A 16771-nucleotide genomic window follows, 5' to 3' on the forward strand; every position below is an offset into this window, starting at 1 on the left:
CAAGACATAAAGAAGGTGTGGGATAGGAGCGAGGAGAGTGAAGTAGTGAATGCCCGATAATATCAGAAAAGCAGTAGGTTTAATTCTCCTTGTTTCGTTATTAAGTGTAGGTTTATGCAAACCGCTAAAAGAGTATTTACTGATTCCAACGCAAATGAGAGTATTTGAAACCCAAACACAAGCGATTGAAACAGGTTTATCGGTAAACGCTCATGCACAAGAATCATCTGAAGCGTTTACAGTAAAGAAAGACCCGCATGAAATCAAGGTGACAGGCAAAAAATCTGGTGAGTCAGAGTTAGTATACGATCTTGCCGGATTTCCAATCAAAAAAACAAAAGTGCAAGTTCTTCCTGATTTAAAGGTCATACCTGGCGGACAATCAATCGGTGTAAAGCTTCATTCCGTCGGTGTTCTTGTCGTCGGATTTCATCAAATCAATACAAGTGAAGGCAAAAAATCTCCAGGAGAAACGGCCGGTATTGAAGCGGGCGACATCATTATTGAGATGAATGGACAGAAAATTGACAAAATGAATGATGTAGCCCCATTTATTCAGAAAGCCGGTAATACCGGAGAATCTTTAGATTTGCTCATTAAACGTGACAAACAAAAAATCAAAACAAAGCTCATTCCGGAAAAGGATGAAGCAGAAGACAAGTACAGAATTGGTTTATACATCAGGGATTCTGCTGCTGGCATCGGCACGATGACCTTTTATGAACCGAAAACAAAAAAATACGGAGCACTTGGCCACGTGATTTCCGACATGGACACAAAGAAACCAATCGTAGTAGAGAATGGAGAAATCGTCAAATCAACTGTAACATCCATTGAAAAAGGGACAGGCGGAAATCCGGGAGAAAAACTGGCGCGATTTTCCTCAGAACGCAAAACGATCGGGGATATTAACAGAAACAGCCCATTTGGCATTTTCGGCACACTGCATCAGCCGATTCAAAACAATATTTCAGATCAAGCACTGCCGGTTGCGTTTTCTACTGAAGTCAAAAAAGGGCCTGCTGAAATTTTAACGGTCATTGATGATGACAAGGTAGAAAAGTTTGATATTGAAATCGTCAGCACGACGCCGCAAAAATTCCCGGCGACAAAAGGAATGGTCTTAAAAATAACCGATCCGAGGCTGTTGAAAGAAACAGGCGGCATTGTACAGGGGATGAGCGGGAGTCCGATCATTCAAAATGGAAAAGTGATCGGCGCTGTCACCCATGTGTTTGTAAATGACCCGACAAGCGGCTACGGTGTTCATATTGAATGGATGCTGTCAGAAGCAGGAATCGATATTTACGGAAAAGAAAAAGCAAGCTGACTGCCGGTATTTCCGGCAGTTTTTTTGTTTTGATCCCTCTTCACTTCTCAGAATACATACGGTAAAATATACAAAAGAAGATTTTTCGACAAATTCACGTTTCCTTGTTTGTCAAATTTCATTTTTAGTCGAAAAACGGAGAAAAACATAGAATAACAAAGATATGCCACTAATATTGGTGATTATGATTTTTTTTAGAGGGTATATAGCGGTTTTGTCGAATGTAAACATGTAGCAAGGGTGAATCCTGTTAACTACATTTGGGGAGGAAGAAACGTGGAGAAAATTAAAGTTTGTGTTGCTGACGATAATCGAGAGCTGGTAAGCCTGTTGAGTGAATATATAGAAGGACAGGAAGACATGGAAGTGATCGGTGTTGCCTATAACGGACAGGAATGCCTGTCGTTGTTTAAAGAAAAAGATCCCGATGTGCTCGTATTGGATATTATTATGCCGCATTTGGATGGACTTGCGGTTTTAGAGCGGCTGAGGGAATCAGATCTGAAAAAACAGCCGAATGTCATTATGCTGACAGCCTTTGGACAGGAAGATGTCACGAAAAAGGCCGTCGATTTAGGCGCTTCCTATTTTATTCTCAAACCGTTTGATATGGAAAACCTTGTCGGACATATTCGCCAGGTCAGCGGAAATGCCAGCAGCGTGACGCATCGTGCGCCATCATCGCAAAGCAGCATTATACGCAGCAGCCAGCCGGAACCAAAGAAGAAAAATCTCGACGCGAGCATCACAAGCATTATCCATGAAATCGGCGTCCCAGCCCATATTAAAGGCTATCTCTATCTGCGCGAAGCCATCTCAATGGTATACAATGACATCGAATTGCTCGGCAGCATTACAAAAGTCCTCTATCCGGACATCGCCAAAAAGTTCAACACAACCGCAAGCCGTGTAGAAAGAGCGATCCGCCATGCAATTGAAGTGGCATGGAGCAGAGGGAACATTGATTCCATTTCCTCGTTGTTCGGCTATACTGTCAGCATGACAAAAGCCAAACCTACCAACAGCGAATTCATTGCAATGGTTGCGGATAAGCTGAGATTAGAGCATAAGGCTTCTTAAGCATGAGAATATTAACTGATGATTAAATCAAACGTCTTTTATTTATTAGTTTACGCTGATAAATAGGAGGCGTTTTGTTTTGGGGACATTTATTTCATGGGTGATGAATATGAAGGATCGATTTTCCGCAAGGAGGAGTGATACAGGTGTTTGAAATATACGGACTGCTGATGGTGTTATTTATCCTAGCGCTTTGCGTCAATCGAACATCATTACAGAATCACACATACTAGGCACCCTGATTGACTTTATCTCATTTGCAGTCATGGTTTCATGTGTTTTCGCTGCTTGGACCATAAAAAACAAACAATCAGGAACAAATTGAAATCTTTTCCCCGTAAAATCGTAAGCAAGGAAGCATTCATGAACAAAGGAGACGTACGAATGAAAAAGAAAAAAGCAAGAAAGCGTGAGGGGCTTTTCCTAGATTTTCTTTTCGAAGTTGGTGGCGAGCTCCTTCTCTTGCTGTTTAGATGTTTACATAAACTATTTATTTAAATTCAAAAAAGACTGCCGAATCGTTTCGGCAGTCTTTGCACTTTAATCTTTATAAGGCACCCAGCCAGGTGTGTTCACAATGGCTTGCCATAGCGGTTCAGGCAAATGATATTTTTCTTTGTCTGTGCCTTTTATCACGGTTTCAATTTGTTTTTCCCGGCCTTCTTTTACTTTCACTGTCCAGTCAGGGTCAACTAAAATTTCTCGTCCCATAGCGACTAGCGGAATACCGTTTTCGATCACAGCTAGTGCGTCATCTGCGGAATGAATGGAACCGACAGCGATAAGCGGCACTTTGTTTCCGACACGTTCATTCAATAAGTCCATGCGTGTGCGAGTCGGATCTGCACCGCGGCGCGCTTTTGAGTTCACATCCATCAGCGAGATATGAAGGTAATCCAATTCTTTATCTCCTAAAGCGTCAACAAGCGTAAAGGTTTCAGTCATTGTTAATCCTGGTGTCTCAGGTTCTTCCGGAGACAGGCGATAGCCGACTAAGAACGCACCCTTCGCATGTTCTGCAGCAGCTTTTTTCACTTCATCGACAATAGCAAGCGGGAAGGCTAATCGTTTTTCGTCGCTTCCTCCCCAGCGGTCTGTGCGCTGATTGGTTTTCGGAGAATAAAACTGCTGAATCAAGTAGCCGTTTGCGCCGTGAATTTCGACACCGTCAAAGCCGGCTTCAATGGCGCGTCTTGTCGCTTCTCCAAATGCCTTTACGATGTTTTCCACTTCTTCGTCTGTTAAGGCGCGGGCAATTTGCTTGCCGTCATTAAACACGTCACTTGGCGCTACAACATCTTGTTGCGGCACGAGCTCAGACGGGCATTCAATGCCGCCGTGATGAATTTGCACAACCGCTTTAGCACCTTGCGCCTGAATGGCTTGCGCTAATTTTTTTAAACCTGGAATGTTGGAGTCGTCATGGATGGCCGGCTGCCCGGGAAATGCTTTTCCGTCCGGCGTGACGTTTGCGCAGGCTGTAATCACCATTCCCATCTCTTTTGAGCGGGGGATGATGTAGTCAAGCTCTGCTTCAGATATCGTACCGTCTTCATTAGAAGCGTAATGAGTCATTGGTGCTACTGTGATCCGGTTATCGATTGTAACGCCGCTTCTAAATGTAAATGGTTCAAACAGCGGTTTATACTTAGGGTTCATTTGATCATCTTCTTTCGTTTGGATTCGCACATATTCTAGCCTATATGTAAAAATTAATGCAATTGTTCTGCTTTACCGTCTGAATATCTTGAGAACAGAATGATGTTTTCTGCGCTCTTTTTCGGGGGCTTTGTAGCCGCCGCTGATTTGGTGGCTGATGGTGTAAGTGATGACCGCTGCAGCGAGCAACAGAACGAATTTTTTCATGGCTGTAACTTCTTTCTGTAAAGTGAATATCCTTTAAAAGGTTACGCCTGGCTGATCCACCCGTCAAACGATTTGCTCATATCATTCCGCAAATTTTTTAAAATGAATAAAAAGTTGCTTCTTTCCGTTAATTTTTTCTAATACGCGCCTCAATTAGAGCCATCCTCATAGACAAATACGATTGTTTTCTTTCTAACAACAGGAAATGGTCAGGTCGGATAGCCCTTTTGAAAAATGTGGAACTCCAGTGCCGTCTTTCGCGTCGGCTTTACAAATCTGCCATTCTGGTCAAAGATAAAAGCCAAACATCAGGAAGAGGTGATTATGTGAAACAAACGGCTCTTTTGCTGTTTACTGCGCTCTTTCTTTCGGGGTGCAGTGTTGCAAGTGCGGATGACTCAGTGCCAAGGTTTACCGAAGAGGGAAAATTTATTGGCTCTGCTGATCCTCATACGATTGCGGTTTCTCTTAATGGAGAAGAAACCATGATACAAGTTCCGAAGGATAAACGCGATGAATGTAAATTACTTCCAGATCAGACAAATGTCATGGTGAAATATACAAAGAAGGATAATGGAACTTTACAGCTGGAAGATATTCAGTTGCGGAAGAATTCGTCATAAAAAGACCGGAGGGAGAAAGTTGAGAATGTTATGGAGGAGCTTGGCGCTGTGCGGATTGGCATTGACGCTCGCGCCTTGTGCACAGGCGGCAGAGCCGATAGAAGGGAAAACAGTGTATATTGATGCCGGACACGGCGGTGAAGACAGTGGAGCGGTCGGAAACGGACTCTTTGAAAAGGATATTAATTTGGCTGTCTCAGAGCATGTGATGGACAAACTGAAAGAGGAGGGAGCCAATCCTGTTGCATCCCGGTCTGATGATCATTTTCTGACTTTGGAAGAAAGAGTGGCAAAGGCAAGTGCTAATCAGGCCGATCTTTTTGTTAGCATTCATGTGAATTCAGGGGTTGCTTCAGCTTCGGGAACAGAAACGTATTTTCAGTCTGATTATGAAGGGGAAAACAGCCGGCGTCTGGCGTCAGATATTCAGTCCCAGCTGGTTTCATCCTTACAAACGAGAGACAGGGGCGTGAAAGAATCTGACTTTTACGTCATTACATATTCACAAATGCCGAGTGTGCTGACGGAGCTTGGATTTATGACAAACAGCTCTGACGCGGACAAGCTTGGAAGCGAAGAATACCAGCAAAAAGCCGCAGATGCGATTGTCACCGGCATTGACTCTTATTACGACCAGTAAGATTGAAACAGCCTAAATTCTAGAGTGGAACCGCCAAAATCAGTATAATGGAGAAAACTTTAGGGCTTGAGGTGAAACGATGACAAAGATTTTTGCCCATCGGGGGGCATCAGGTCAATATCCCGAAAATACTATGCTTGCATTTGAAAAAGGGATTGAAGCCGGAGCGGACGGAATTGAGCTTGATGTGCAGCTGACAAAAGACGGACGCATTGTTGTGATCCATGATGAAAGACTTGACCGGACGACATCGCTCAAAGGATTCGTGAAGGATACAGTGTATGATGTGATCATGACTGCGAATGCGGCCGCTGGTCACGATCAAACGTACAGTGATATCAAAGTGCCGCTGCTTGAAGACGTGCTCTCATGGGCGGATAAAAAGGATTTTCTCATCAACATTGAATTAAAAAACAGTGTGATCCGCTATGAAGGGATGGAAGAAAAAGTGCTGGAGGCAGTGAAACGATTCAATATAGAGGAAAGAATCATCCTGTCCACGTTTAATCATGAAAGCTTGGCGCTATGCGCCCGGCTCGCTCCCCATATCGAACGGGCGGCATTGACTTCAGATGTGCTTTATCAGGCTGATCAGTATATCACATCTATTCCAGCATCCGGCTATCACCCGAAGCTGAACAGCCCGGGGACAGCAGATGAAGTACTGAAGAAAATGAGGAACAGTTCGATCAAGGTAAGGCCGTATACAGTCAATCGGCCAGAAGATTTGAAGCGCCTCTTTGAAGTGGGGGCAGACGGCATTTTCACCGATTTTCCTGCAAAGGCTTTGGCATTGCTAAAAAATAAATAGTTGTTATAGAAGGAGGCTGTTGGAGCAGCCTTCTTTTTTCATTCATTCATGCCCGTTTGAAAGCATACATTCATAGAAGACAACTAGAAATTGTAAGCGCTGTCTATCTTCTGAATGAGGTGAAACCATGAGGAAAACAGTCATTGTAAGTGCCGCTAGAACACCATTTGGCAAATTCGGCGGAGCGTTGAAAGAGGTGAAAGCTGCTGAGCTTGGGGGCATTGCGATGAAGGAGGCGTTACATCGCGCTGGAGTATCTGGAGATGAGGTGGAAGGAACTGTTATGGGCATGGTTGTCCAAGCCGGCTCAGGGCAGATTCCTTCCCGCCAAGCTGCCCGTCTGGCCGGAATGCCTTGGAGTGTGCCGTCAGAAACGCTGAATAAAGTCTGCGCATCCGGACTGCGCGCTGTCACCTTGTGTGATCAAATGATTCGGGCGCGAGATGCGAACATTCTTGTTGCCGGGGGAATGGAAAGCATGAGCAATATTCCGTATGCCCTTCCCGCCGGACGATGGGGAGCGCGGATGGGAGACGGTGAGCTTAGGGACTTAATGGTTTATGACGGGTTAACGTGCGCGTTTGACGAGGTGCATATGGCTGTTCACGGAAATACAGCCGCCAAGGAATATGGAATTTCACGCAGGGAGCAGGATGAATGGGCGCTAAGAAGTCATGCGCGGGCAGCTAAGGCAGCCGATGAAGGAAAGTTTCAGGATGAAATCGTTCCCGTAAGCTGGACCAACCGAAAAGGAAAAACAAATATGGTTGAAAAAGATGAAGCGATTCGGCGTGACACAACTCTGGATCAGCTTGCAAAACTTTCTCCGATTTATACAAGTGACGGTTCCATCACAGCCGGTAATGCTCCCGGGGTCAACGACGGAGCCGGTGCGTTCGTGCTGATGTCTGAGGACGAAGCTGCTGGACTTGGCAAACGGCCTCTTGCTACAATTCTTGGTTTTTCAACTATGGGAATGCAAGCGTACGAGCTAGCGGCAGCTCCGGGGTTTGCAATTAACAAGCTCCTGAAAAAGAACGGTTTAACCGTCCAAGATATTGACTTGTTTGAAGTAAATGAAGCGTTTGCTTCTGTTGTTTTGACATGTAAAAAAATCGTCGGTTTCGATCTTGAAAAAGTAAATGTAAACGGTGGTGCGATCGCCCTCGGCCACCCGATCGGCGCAAGCGGTGCGAGAATACTCATGACACTTGTTTACGAATTAAAGCGACGGGGAGGGGGACTGGGTGTTGCCGCCATTTGCAGCGGTGCAGCTCAGGGTGACGCCGTCTTAGTGCAAGTTCATTAAAACAGACGAAAAAGGGGATTTGAATGGAAATGAAACAAATCATGGTAGCTGGCGCAGGACAGATGGGTAGCGGAATTGCTCAAACAGCTGCTGGCGCAGGCTTTTATGTGCGGATGTACGATGTGCACCCGGAGGCTGCGGAGGCAGGATTGAAGCGGTTGAAGAAACAGCTGACCCGTGATGCTGAAAAAGGAAGAAAGACCGAAGCGGAAGTGAAGGGTGTAATCAGCCGCATTTCGCTCTCTCGAACGCTTGAGGAGGCAAAGCATGCAGACATAGTGATTGAGGCTATTGCAGAAAACATGACGGCGAAAACCGAACTGTTTAAAACACTTGATCACATTTGTCCGCCTCATACCATTTTGGCCAGCAATACATCTTCCTTGCCTATTACAGAAATCGCTGCTGTGACAAACCGGCCTGAACGAGTCATTGGCATGCATTTTATGAATCCCGTTCCTGTGATGAAGCTAGTTGAAGTGATTCGCGGCTTGGCTACATCAGAAGAAACGGCCTTAGTTGTTATGGGATTAGCGGAAAAGATGGGGAAAACACCAGTAGAAGTCAATGATTTTCCGGGGTTTGTTTCCAATCGCATTCTTCTTCCGATGATTAATGAAGCCATCTATTGCGTGTATGAGGGGGTGGCGAAGCCGGAGGCAATAGACGAGGTGATGAAGCTGGGCATGAATCATCCGATGGGCCCGCTTACATTAGCGGATTTTATCGGGCTGGATACGTGTTTATCGATTATGGAAGTTCTTTATTCCGGCCTTGGCGATTCCAAATACCGTCCTTGCCCGCTGCTCCGCAAATACGTCAAAGCAGGCTGGCTTGGCAAAAAGAGCGGACGCGGCTTTTATCAATATGAGGAGAGGACTTCTTAAAGTCAATCCATCCGGGGGTGGCCGAGTTGCATGTAACCCAAGAGCAAGTCATGATGCGAAAAATGGTGCGTGATTTTGCCAGAAAAGAAATTGCTCCTGCTGCAAAAATCATGGAGGAAACAGACGAATTTCCTCTTCAGCTGATCAAAAAAATGGGTGAGCACGGCTTAATGGGAATACCGGTGCCGGAACGATACGGCGGTGCTGGTGCGGATGTTGTTTCTTATATTTTGGCGATTCATGAGATTTCAAAAATCAGCGCGGCTGTCGGTGTCATTCTTTCCGTTCATACCTCAGTCGGCACAAATCCGATTCTGTACTTCGGCAACGAAGAACAGAAGATGAAATATATACCGAAGCTCGCTTCAGGAGACCATTTGGGTGCATTTGCGCTGACTGAGCCTCATTCAGGGTCGGATGCCGGAAGTCTCCGTACAACAGCAATCAAAAAGAACGGCAAATACGTATTAAACGGATCGAAGATATTCATTACGAATGGCGGAGCCGCCGATATCTATATCACGTTTGCTTTAACAGCACCAGATCAAGGCAGGCACGGAATTTCGGCTTTTATCGTTGAAAAAAACACACCCGGTTTTACCGTTGGAAAAAAAGAAAGAAAGCTAGGGCTTTATGGCTCTAATACTACGGAACTGATTTTTGATGATGCAGAAGTGCCTGAAGAAAATTTGCTTGGCAAAGAGGGTGATGGCTTCAACATTGCCATGGCGAATTTAAATGTCGGCCGCATCGGCATTGCGGCACAGGCGCTCGGTATTGCAGAGGCGGCTCTTGAGCATGCCGTTGCTTATGCGAAACAGCGGATGCAATTTGGGAGGCCTATCGCAGCCAATCAAGGCATATCGTTTAAGCTGGCTGACATGGCGACAAGGGCAGAGGCAGCAAGGCATCTGGTGTATCATGCGGCAGACCTCCATAACCGCGGCTTAGCTTGTGGAAAAGAAGCGTCTATGGCTAAACAATTTGCTTCTGATTCTGCGGTAAGGGCGGCATTAGACGCCGTCCAGATTTATGGGGGATATGGCTATATGAAGGATTATCCGGTCGAGCGGCTGCTTCGTGATGCAAAGGTGACGCAAATCTATGAAGGGACGAACGAGATTCAAAGATTGATTATTTCCAAGCATTTGCTTGGCGCAATTTGATAGACAAAAACGCAAAAACGGAGGTTGAGGATATGGAGGAGAAACAGCATTATTCTCCGGGATTGGATGGTGTAATCGCGGCAGAAACCCATATTTCTTATCTTGACACGCAGTACAGCCAGATTTTAATAAGAGGCTATGACTTAATTGATCTTTCTAAAACAAAAAGCTACTTGGAGCTTGTCCATTTATTGCTGGAGGGCCGGCTGCCGGTTGAAAGTGAAACGAAAATGCTGGAAAGAAACATAAACAGCGCATCAAATCTGCCGGCTGATATTCTCCGCCTGCTTGAGCTGCTCCCTGAGCATACTCATCCGATGGATAGCCTGCGTACCGGCCTGTCGGCACTTGCCGGCTATGATCGGCAAATAGATGATCGGTCTCCTTCTGCAAACAAAGAACGCGCCTATCAGCTTCTCGGGAAAATGCCTGCCCTCACTGCTGCCAGCTACAGGATCATCAATAAGAAAGAGCCGATTCTTCCGCTTCAAACCCTATCCTACAGTGCGAACTTTCTATACATGATGACAGGGAAATTGCCGTCCTCACTGGAAGAACGGATTTTTGACCGCTCCCTCGTCCTGTACAGTGAGCATGAGATGCCGAATTCAACCTTTGCGGCAAGGGTCATCGCTTCTACACATTCGGATCTTTATGGTGCTTTGACAGGAGCTGTCGCCTCCCTGAAAGGGAATCTTCACGGAGGAGCAAACGAAGCTGTGATGTATATGCTTTTGGAGGCGAAAACAACATCCGACTTTGAGCAGCTTCTGCAAACAAAACTGAACAGAAAACAAAAAGTTATGGGGTTCGGCCACCGGGTGTATATGAAAAAAATGGACCCGAGAGCACTCATGATGAAAGAGGCGTTGCAGCAATTATGCGACAAAGCCGGTGACCATCGTTTATACGAGATGTGTGAAGCGGGAGAGCGGCTGATGGAGAAGGAAAAAGGGCTTTACCCGAATTTGGATTACTACGCTGCCCCGGTGTATTGGATGCTCGGCATACCGATTCCTTTGTATACACCTGTCTTTTTCAGCGCAAGAACGTCCGGTTTATGCGCCCATGTTATCGAACAGCATTCCAATAACCGTCTCTTCCGCCCTCGTGTCAGCTATATGGGCCCGCGTCATCAGGCCGAATCATAAATCATGAAAGGAACTGGTAGAATGCTGAAAACGGATCATGTCATTGAAGAAATTACAGACTATGTGCTTGAGAAAGAGATTACAAGTTCCGAGGCGTATACAACAGCTGGGCATGTGTTGCTGGATACGCTGGGTTGCGGGATTTTGGCGCTCCGGTATCCTGAATGCACGAAGCTGCTCGGCCCGATTGTTCCTGAAACGATTGTCCCGAATGGAAGCAAAGTGCCGGGAACATCATATGTTCTTGATCCGGTGAGAGCGGCGTTTAATATCGGGTGCATGATCCGCTGGCTCGATTACAACGACACGTGGCTGGCTGCGGAGTGGGGGCATCCGTCTGATAATCTGGGAGGAATCCTTGCCACTGCTGATTATGTATCGAGAGTGGGGCTGTCTGAAGGAAAAGATCCTTTAACGGTACGCGACGTACTTGAAATGATGATCAAAGCACACGAAATTCAAGGCGTGCTTGCGTTAGAAAACAGCTTAAACCGAGTTGGCCTTGATCATGTGCTGTTTGTCAAAGTTGCGACAACTGCTGTTGCAGCAAAGCTTTTGGGCGGCGGAAGAGTAGAAATCAAAAATGCACTTTCGAATGCATGGATTGACAATGCTGCCTTGAGGACATACCGGCATTCACCGAATACCGGCTCGCGTAAATCGTGGGCGGCAGGAGACGCAACGAGCAGAGGCGTTCATTTGGCATTGATGGCGTTAAAAGGGGAAATGGGTTATCCGACAGCTTTGAGCGCACCGGGGTGGGGGTTCCAAGACGTTTTATTCAATAAACAAGAGATCAAACTCGCACGTTCGCTCGACGCTTATGTCATGGAAAATGTGTTATTTAAAGTGTCTTATCCTGCGGAATTTCACGCCCAGACAGCGGCGGAGTGCGCCGTCATTCTTCATCCGCAGGTAAAGTGCCGGATTGATGAGATTGACCGTGTTGTCATCAGAACGCACGAATCCGCTATCCGAATCATTGATAAAAAAGGCCCGCTTCACAATCCCGCTGATCGTGATCACTGCCTCCAATACATTACAGCAATCGGTTTGCTTTTTGGTGATATTACCGCGCAGCATTATGAAGCTGAAACAGCGAGTGATCCGAGAATAGATAAACTTCGTGATAAAATGGAAGTGACTGAAAATAAAACATATACGGAGGATTACCTGAAACCCGACAAGCGTTCCATTTCAAATGCCGTTCAGGTTCATTTTAAAGACGGAACGAGCACGGAAATGGTGGAATGTGAATTTCCGCTCGGCCATCGTTTTCGAAGAGACGAGGCAGTGCCGAAACTGCTGGAAAAGTTTTCTGCCAATCTCAAGACTCATTATGCTGATAAACAGCACAAACACATTTATGAGCGCTGTACCAGCTACGAGACATTACAAACGATGCGCGTAAATGAATTCGTAGATATGTTCTGCATGTAAAAGAAGGAGGACTTGCGTCATGTCGTGGATCGTCAATAAACAATCGTCACAAGAGGAGCTTGCCGGGCGTTTCCGCAAGCTGATGTCAGCGCCGGACATTCTGCAAATTCCCGGCGCCCATGACGGGATGGCCGCCTTGCTTGCAAAGGAGGCCGGTTTTTCTGCCATTTATTTGTCTGGTGCGGCATATACAGCCAGCAGGGGGCTTCCTGATTTAGGGATCATCACGTCGACAGAAATGGCTGATCGGGCCAAAGATCTTGTGCGTGCAGCTGATCTGCCTCTGCTTGTTGATATCGATACGGGATTTGGCGGTGTGTTAAATGCCGCCCGAACTGCCCGCGAGATGCTTGAAGCCAGAGTAGCCGCCGTTCAAATCGAAGACCAGCAGCTTCCGAAAAAATGCGGACATTTAAATGGCAAACAGCTTGTTCCGATAAAGGAAATGGCGCAAAAAATAAAAGCGATCAAACAAGCGGCGCCCTCCCTTATCGTTGTTGCCCGTACTGATGCCAGGTCGCAGGAAGGAATTGATGCCGCAATGAAACGGTCAGAGGCTTACATTGAGGCTGGAGCGGATGCGATATTTCCGGAAGCGCTTCAGGCGGAGAACGAATTCCGCCAGTTTGCTGAACACATCTCCGTTCCGCTTCTTGCGAATATGACCGAATTTGGGAAAACGCCGTATTATCGCGCCGATGAATTCGAAGATATGGGGTTTCGCATGGTGATTTATCCTGTCACATCGCTTCGAGCGGCGGCAAAAGCTTATGAACGAATGTTTGGTTTGATGAAGGAGCGGGGCTCACAAAAAGAAGGGCTTCATGATATGCAGACACGAAATGAACTGTACAAGACGATTTCTTATTATGACTATGAAGCGTTAGATAAAACAATTGCCAAGACTGTTTTGCCTGACGAATAGTTTCGACTAAAAAAGCCGGAGTGTTCTCCGGCTTTTTTGCAGCTATCGTTTTCTGAATCGCGGGCTGACTTGATTGCGTTTTCTGTCTCTGAATAAAATGAACCCAGCCAGCACATAAAGGCCGAACACAAAAAAGATAAATCCTGACAAACCTTGGAGCCAAAGAGCTCCGAATGGCTTTATCGTATGGCCGAAAAGCGTATCCCTCATCAGTTTAATGCCTAAAGCGGAAATGGCGCCGGGGATGACTAATATCAAGAGCGCAAGAAGTCGGCTCATCCTCAGAAAACTCCTTTATCTTTTCATTTCCTTTATTGTCCAGCGGAAAAAATATTTTGTCAAGAGAAGAAAACGTGGTAACATAGGGTTGTGCAAATTATTGCAACGGAATAAATAGGTGTGCAAATTTTTTCATACAAAGGGGTAGCGGGATGCAAAAGGTACTGATTGTAGGTGCCGGCAAAAGGGGAACGGCGTTATTACACATTCTGATCAAAACAGCCATCATAGAGATCATTGCCGTGGTTGACAAAGACCCCGAGGCGCCGGGATTGATAGAAGCAGAACAGTATGGGATTGCCGTTTCATCTGATTGGAAACCTTACATACAACAAAAACCGGATATCGTCATTCATACCACCGGCAATCAAGCCGTGTTTGACGAACTCCTTCGGGAAAAGCATGAAGAGACTATTGTTATGCCAGGGAAAATGGCGTACATCGTTTTTCAGCTGATGGAAGAAAAGCAACACCTGATTCAAATGCTGAAAGAGCAAACATACAAACACGACCGAATTTTTAATTCTACCCATGACGGGATGATTTTTATTGATATCAATGAAGAAATCATTCTCTTTAACCATATGGCCGAAAAAATGGTCGGGAAAAAACGCGAGGAAGTCATCGGGCGCCCGATCAAAGAAGTCATTCCGAGCACAAAGATGCCGCGGATTTTAAAAACAAGAGTGCCTGAATACAACCAGAAGCAGCTTTTAGGCGAGAATCAAATCGTGACTACCAGACTGCCGATTATTGATGAAGGCGGCCGTTTGCTCGGAGCACTTTGTGTATTCAAGGATATAACGGATGCCGTTGAGCTGGCGGAGGAAGTGACGAATCTCAAACAGGTGCGCACGATGCTGGAGGCGATTATTCAATCCTCCGATGAGGCAATTTCTGTCGTTGATGAAAACGGCATCGGACTCTTGATCAATAAAGCGTATACGAAAATGACGGGGCTTTCTGAAAAAGAAGTCATCGGCAAGCCTGCAAACACTGATATCTCTGAAGGCGAAAGCATGCATTTAAAGGTGCTTGAAACAAGACGACCTGTCCGCGGTGTCAGAATGAAGGTCGGCCCGAATGAAAAAGAGGTCATCGTCAATGTAGCGCCGGTCATTGTAGACGGGATTTTGAAAGGCAGCGTCGGTGTGATTCACGATGTGTCCGAAATTAAAATGCTGACAGCGGAGCTTAACCGCGCCAGGCAAATCATTCGGACGCTTGAAGCAAAATACACGTTTGACGACATTATCGGCAAAAGCGAGCAAATGCTGGTTGCGCTTGAACAGGCGAAGCTCGGGGCGAAAACACCGGCAACGATTTTGTTGCGCGGGGAATCGGGAACAGGAAAAGAACTGTTCGCCCATGCCATCCATAACGAAAGCGACCGGAAATACAATAAATTTATTCGCGTGAACTGTGCAGCCCTATCTGAAAACCTCCTCGAATCAGAATTGTTCGGCTATGAGGATGGTGCGTTTTCAGGAGCGAAGCGCGGAGGTAAAAAGGGCTTATTCGAAGAAGCCAATAACGGCAGCATTTTCTTAGATGAAATCGGCGAGCTGACACAAAATATGCAGGCGAAATTGCTCCGCGTCCTTCAAGAGAAGGAAATCGTTAGAGTAGGCGGCACAAAAGCGATCCCTGTCAATGTCAGAGTGATCGCGGCGACAAATGTAAATATCGAAAAGGCGATGGCGGATGGAACATTCCGCGAAGACTTGTATTACCGGATCAACCGCTATCCGATCTCTATCCCGCCTTTGCGGCAGCGGCTGGAAGACATTGAAGCACTAAGCGTCAGGCTTATCCAAAAGATCAACCGGGATTACGGCAGGAATGTAAAGGGGCTCTCGCAGCAAGCCTTGCGTGCCTTATCTGCATACCATTGGCCTGGGAATGTCCGCGAGCTGGAAAATGTCCTTGGACGAGCCATGATTTTTCTGAATCCGCATATGGAATGGATTGAAAAAGATCACCTGCCTGTTTTCGAACTTGAACAGAAAGAAAGTGACACAGAACAGGGTACAGGGTTTGAGTTTCCGGATATCGAAGGCGAAAAGCTGTCTGTCGCAGTAGAAAAATTTGAAGCGCACTTGATCCAGCAAACGCTCGAAAAGCATCACTTTAACCGGACAAAAACAGCGAAAGCCCTCGGTGTCAGCATTCGGAATTTATATTACAAAATGGATAAATACGGCCTTGCAAATGAAGGCATGCAATAATTTGCAGAATGAACGCAAACATCTGCACGGATTTTTCAATATATCCCGTTTTGACAGCATGGCGAGGAGCTGGCATGGAACTTGCATATTAAAAGGCGGAGTCGAAACAAGAAAGGTGGTAACAGATGAAGCTGAAAGATTTGATCGGCAAAGCGTCGATGTACAAAAACAAGACCATTGCGGTTGCCCATGCTGAGGATGAGGAAGTGATCCGGGCTGTAAAGCTGGCAGCCGAGCACCTATCCGCCCGTTTTTTGTTAGTGGGCGACAGCAAGAAACTAAACGATCTGACATCATCTATTCAAGGGCATCATGTGGAAATCGTTCATGCCGATTCGCCTGAGGAATCGGCAAAATTAGCAGTCCGTGCTGTACATCATAAAACAGCGGACGTTTTAATGAAAGGGAATGTGCCGACTTCTGTTTTGCTTAAAGCGGTGTTGAACAGACAAGAGGGGCTTCGGTCAACCAGTGTCCTTTCCCACGTGGCTGTGTTTGATATACCGGACTTTGACAGATTGATGTTTGTGACAGATTCGGCTATGAATATTGCCCCTTCGCTGGAAGAGCTTCGGCAGATTTTGCAAAACGCCGTTCATGTGGCTCATGCAGTAGGGAACAATATGCCAAAAGCAGCTGCTCTGGCAGCGGTCGAAACGGTGAACCCGAAAATGGAAGCGACAGTGAATGCTGCTGCTCTTGCTCAAATGTGCAAAAGAGGCCAGATCAAAGGCTGCACTGTTGATGGACCGCTTGCTTTGGATAACGCAATATCACAAATTGCTGCAGCCCAGAAAAAGATTTCGGGAAATGTAGCGGGCAGCGCTGATATCCTTCTCGTCCCGACAATTGAGGCCGGCAATATTTTATATAAATCACTAATCTATTTTGCAAAGGCCAGCGTGGCGGCTGTCATTACAGGAGCAAAAGCGCCGATTGCCTTAACGAGCAGAGCGGACTCCGCTGAAAATAAACTGTATTCCATTGCGCTGGCGATATGCGCATCTGAAGAATACACACATTAGGAGGAACGAAC

The 16771-nt window shown here is 46.3% G+C and carries 16 protein-coding genes; 13 read left to right on the forward strand and 3 right to left on the reverse strand.

What is annotated here, in order from left to right:
- Nucleotides 1-49 precede the first annotated feature (49 nt).
- Both spoIVB and spo0A read left to right on the forward strand, forming a co-directional pair.
- The gene (gene spoIVB, locus Q5C82_RS10655) at nt 50-1330 is read left to right on the forward strand and encodes a SpoIVB peptidase (protein ID WP_003226424.1); all 1281 of its coding nucleotides are present in this window, start codon (nt 50-52) and stop codon (nt 1328-1330) included.
- A gap of 276 nt (nt 1331-1606) precedes the next feature.
- On the forward strand, nt 1607-2410 hold the full coding sequence (gene spo0A / locus Q5C82_RS10660; RefSeq protein ID WP_003226427.1) for a sporulation transcription factor Spo0A: 804 nt from the start codon (nt 1607-1609) through the stop codon (nt 2408-2410).
- Between the two features lie 540 nt (nt 2411-2950).
- On the opposite strand, the gene Q5C82_RS10665 is transcribed toward spo0A, so the two are convergent.
- Together Q5C82_RS10665 and Q5C82_RS10670 are read right to left on the reverse strand one after the other, a co-directional pair.
- Entirely contained in the window at nt 2951-4069 is a 1119-nt protein-coding gene (locus tag Q5C82_RS10665) for an NADH-dependent flavin oxidoreductase (RefSeq protein WP_003226431.1), read from the reverse strand.
- A gap of 72 nt (nt 4070-4141) precedes the next feature.
- Nucleotides 4142-4276 (reverse strand): hypothetical protein, encoded by a 135-nt coding sequence (locus tag Q5C82_RS10670; protein WP_003226433.1) that lies wholly within the window; start codon nt 4274-4276, stop codon nt 4142-4144.
- Between the two features lie 326 nt (nt 4277-4602).
- Here Q5C82_RS10670 and Q5C82_RS10675 point away from each other — a divergent pair, with 326 nt between their 5' ends.
- The 9 genes from Q5C82_RS10675 to prpB all read left to right on the forward strand — a co-directional run bounded on the left by Q5C82_RS10675 (nt 4603) and on the right by prpB (nt 13228).
- On the forward strand, nt 4603-4899 hold the full coding sequence (locus tag Q5C82_RS10675; protein WP_032727414.1) for a hypothetical protein: 297 nt from the start codon (nt 4603-4605) through the stop codon (nt 4897-4899).
- 19 nt (nt 4900-4918) lie between these two features.
- Nucleotides 4919-5539 carry an N-acetylmuramoyl-L-alanine amidase gene (locus Q5C82_RS10680; protein ID WP_079996401.1) on the forward strand — a complete coding sequence of 207 codons (621 nt, stop codon included), beginning with the start codon at nt 4919-4921 and terminating at the stop codon, nt 5537-5539.
- A gap of 79 nt (nt 5540-5618) precedes the next feature.
- Nucleotides 5619-6350 (forward strand): glycerophosphodiester phosphodiesterase, encoded by a 732-nt coding sequence (locus Q5C82_RS10685; RefSeq protein ID WP_003226439.1) that lies wholly within the window; start codon nt 5619-5621, stop codon nt 6348-6350.
- Between the two features lie 127 nt (nt 6351-6477).
- Nucleotides 6478-7659, forward strand: coding sequence for an acetyl-CoA C-acetyltransferase (locus tag Q5C82_RS10690; protein ID WP_003226442.1), 1182 nt, complete (start codon nt 6478-6480; stop codon nt 7657-7659).
- 23 nt (nt 7660-7682) lie between these two features.
- Nucleotides 7683-8546: a 3-hydroxybutyryl-CoA dehydrogenase gene (locus Q5C82_RS10695; protein ID WP_003226443.1), complete on the forward strand. Its 864-nt coding sequence runs from the start codon at nt 7683-7685 to the stop codon at nt 8544-8546.
- A gap of 26 nt (nt 8547-8572) precedes the next feature.
- Nucleotides 8573-9712 (forward strand): acyl-CoA dehydrogenase, encoded by a 1140-nt coding sequence (locus tag Q5C82_RS10700; RefSeq protein WP_003226445.1) that lies wholly within the window; start codon nt 8573-8575, stop codon nt 9710-9712.
- A 32-nt stretch (nt 9713-9744) separates the two neighbouring features.
- Nucleotides 9745-10863 carry a citrate synthase gene (mmgD, locus tag Q5C82_RS10705; RefSeq protein ID WP_003226447.1) on the forward strand — a complete coding sequence of 373 codons (1119 nt, stop codon included), beginning with the start codon at nt 9745-9747 and terminating at the stop codon, nt 10861-10863.
- 21 nt (nt 10864-10884) lie between these two features.
- The gene (locus Q5C82_RS10710) at nt 10885-12303 is read left to right on the forward strand and encodes a bifunctional 2-methylcitrate dehydratase/aconitate hydratase (RefSeq protein WP_003226449.1); all 1419 of its coding nucleotides are present in this window, start codon (nt 10885-10887) and stop codon (nt 12301-12303) included.
- A 19-nt stretch (nt 12304-12322) separates the two neighbouring features.
- Nucleotides 12323-13228, forward strand: coding sequence for a methylisocitrate lyase (gene prpB, locus Q5C82_RS10715; protein WP_003226451.1), 906 nt, complete (start codon nt 12323-12325; stop codon nt 13226-13228).
- 42 nt (nt 13229-13270) lie between these two features.
- Here prpB and Q5C82_RS10720 read toward each other — a convergent pair whose 3' ends face one another.
- Nucleotides 13271-13507 (reverse strand): DUF2627 domain-containing protein, encoded by a 237-nt coding sequence (locus tag Q5C82_RS10720; RefSeq protein ID WP_003226453.1) that lies wholly within the window; start codon nt 13505-13507, stop codon nt 13271-13273.
- Nucleotides 13508-13659: 152 nt separating this feature from the next.
- On the opposite strand from Q5C82_RS10720, the gene Q5C82_RS10725 reads away from it, so the two are divergent.
- Entirely contained in the window at nt 13660-15735 is a 2076-nt protein-coding gene (locus Q5C82_RS10725) for a sigma-54-dependent Fis family transcriptional regulator (protein WP_003226456.1), read from the forward strand.
- Nucleotides 15736-15860: 125 nt separating this feature from the next.
- On the forward strand, nt 15861-16760 hold the full coding sequence (gene yqiS / locus Q5C82_RS10730; RefSeq protein ID WP_003226458.1) for a phosphate butyryltransferase: 900 nt from the start codon (nt 15861-15863) through the stop codon (nt 16758-16760).
- Nucleotides 16761-16771: the final 11 nt, after the last annotated feature.

Source organism: uncultured Bacillus sp. (genome assembly GCF_958411575.1).
Classification (GTDB): domain Bacteria; phylum Bacillota; class Bacilli; order Bacillales; family Bacillaceae; genus Bacillus; species Bacillus spizizenii.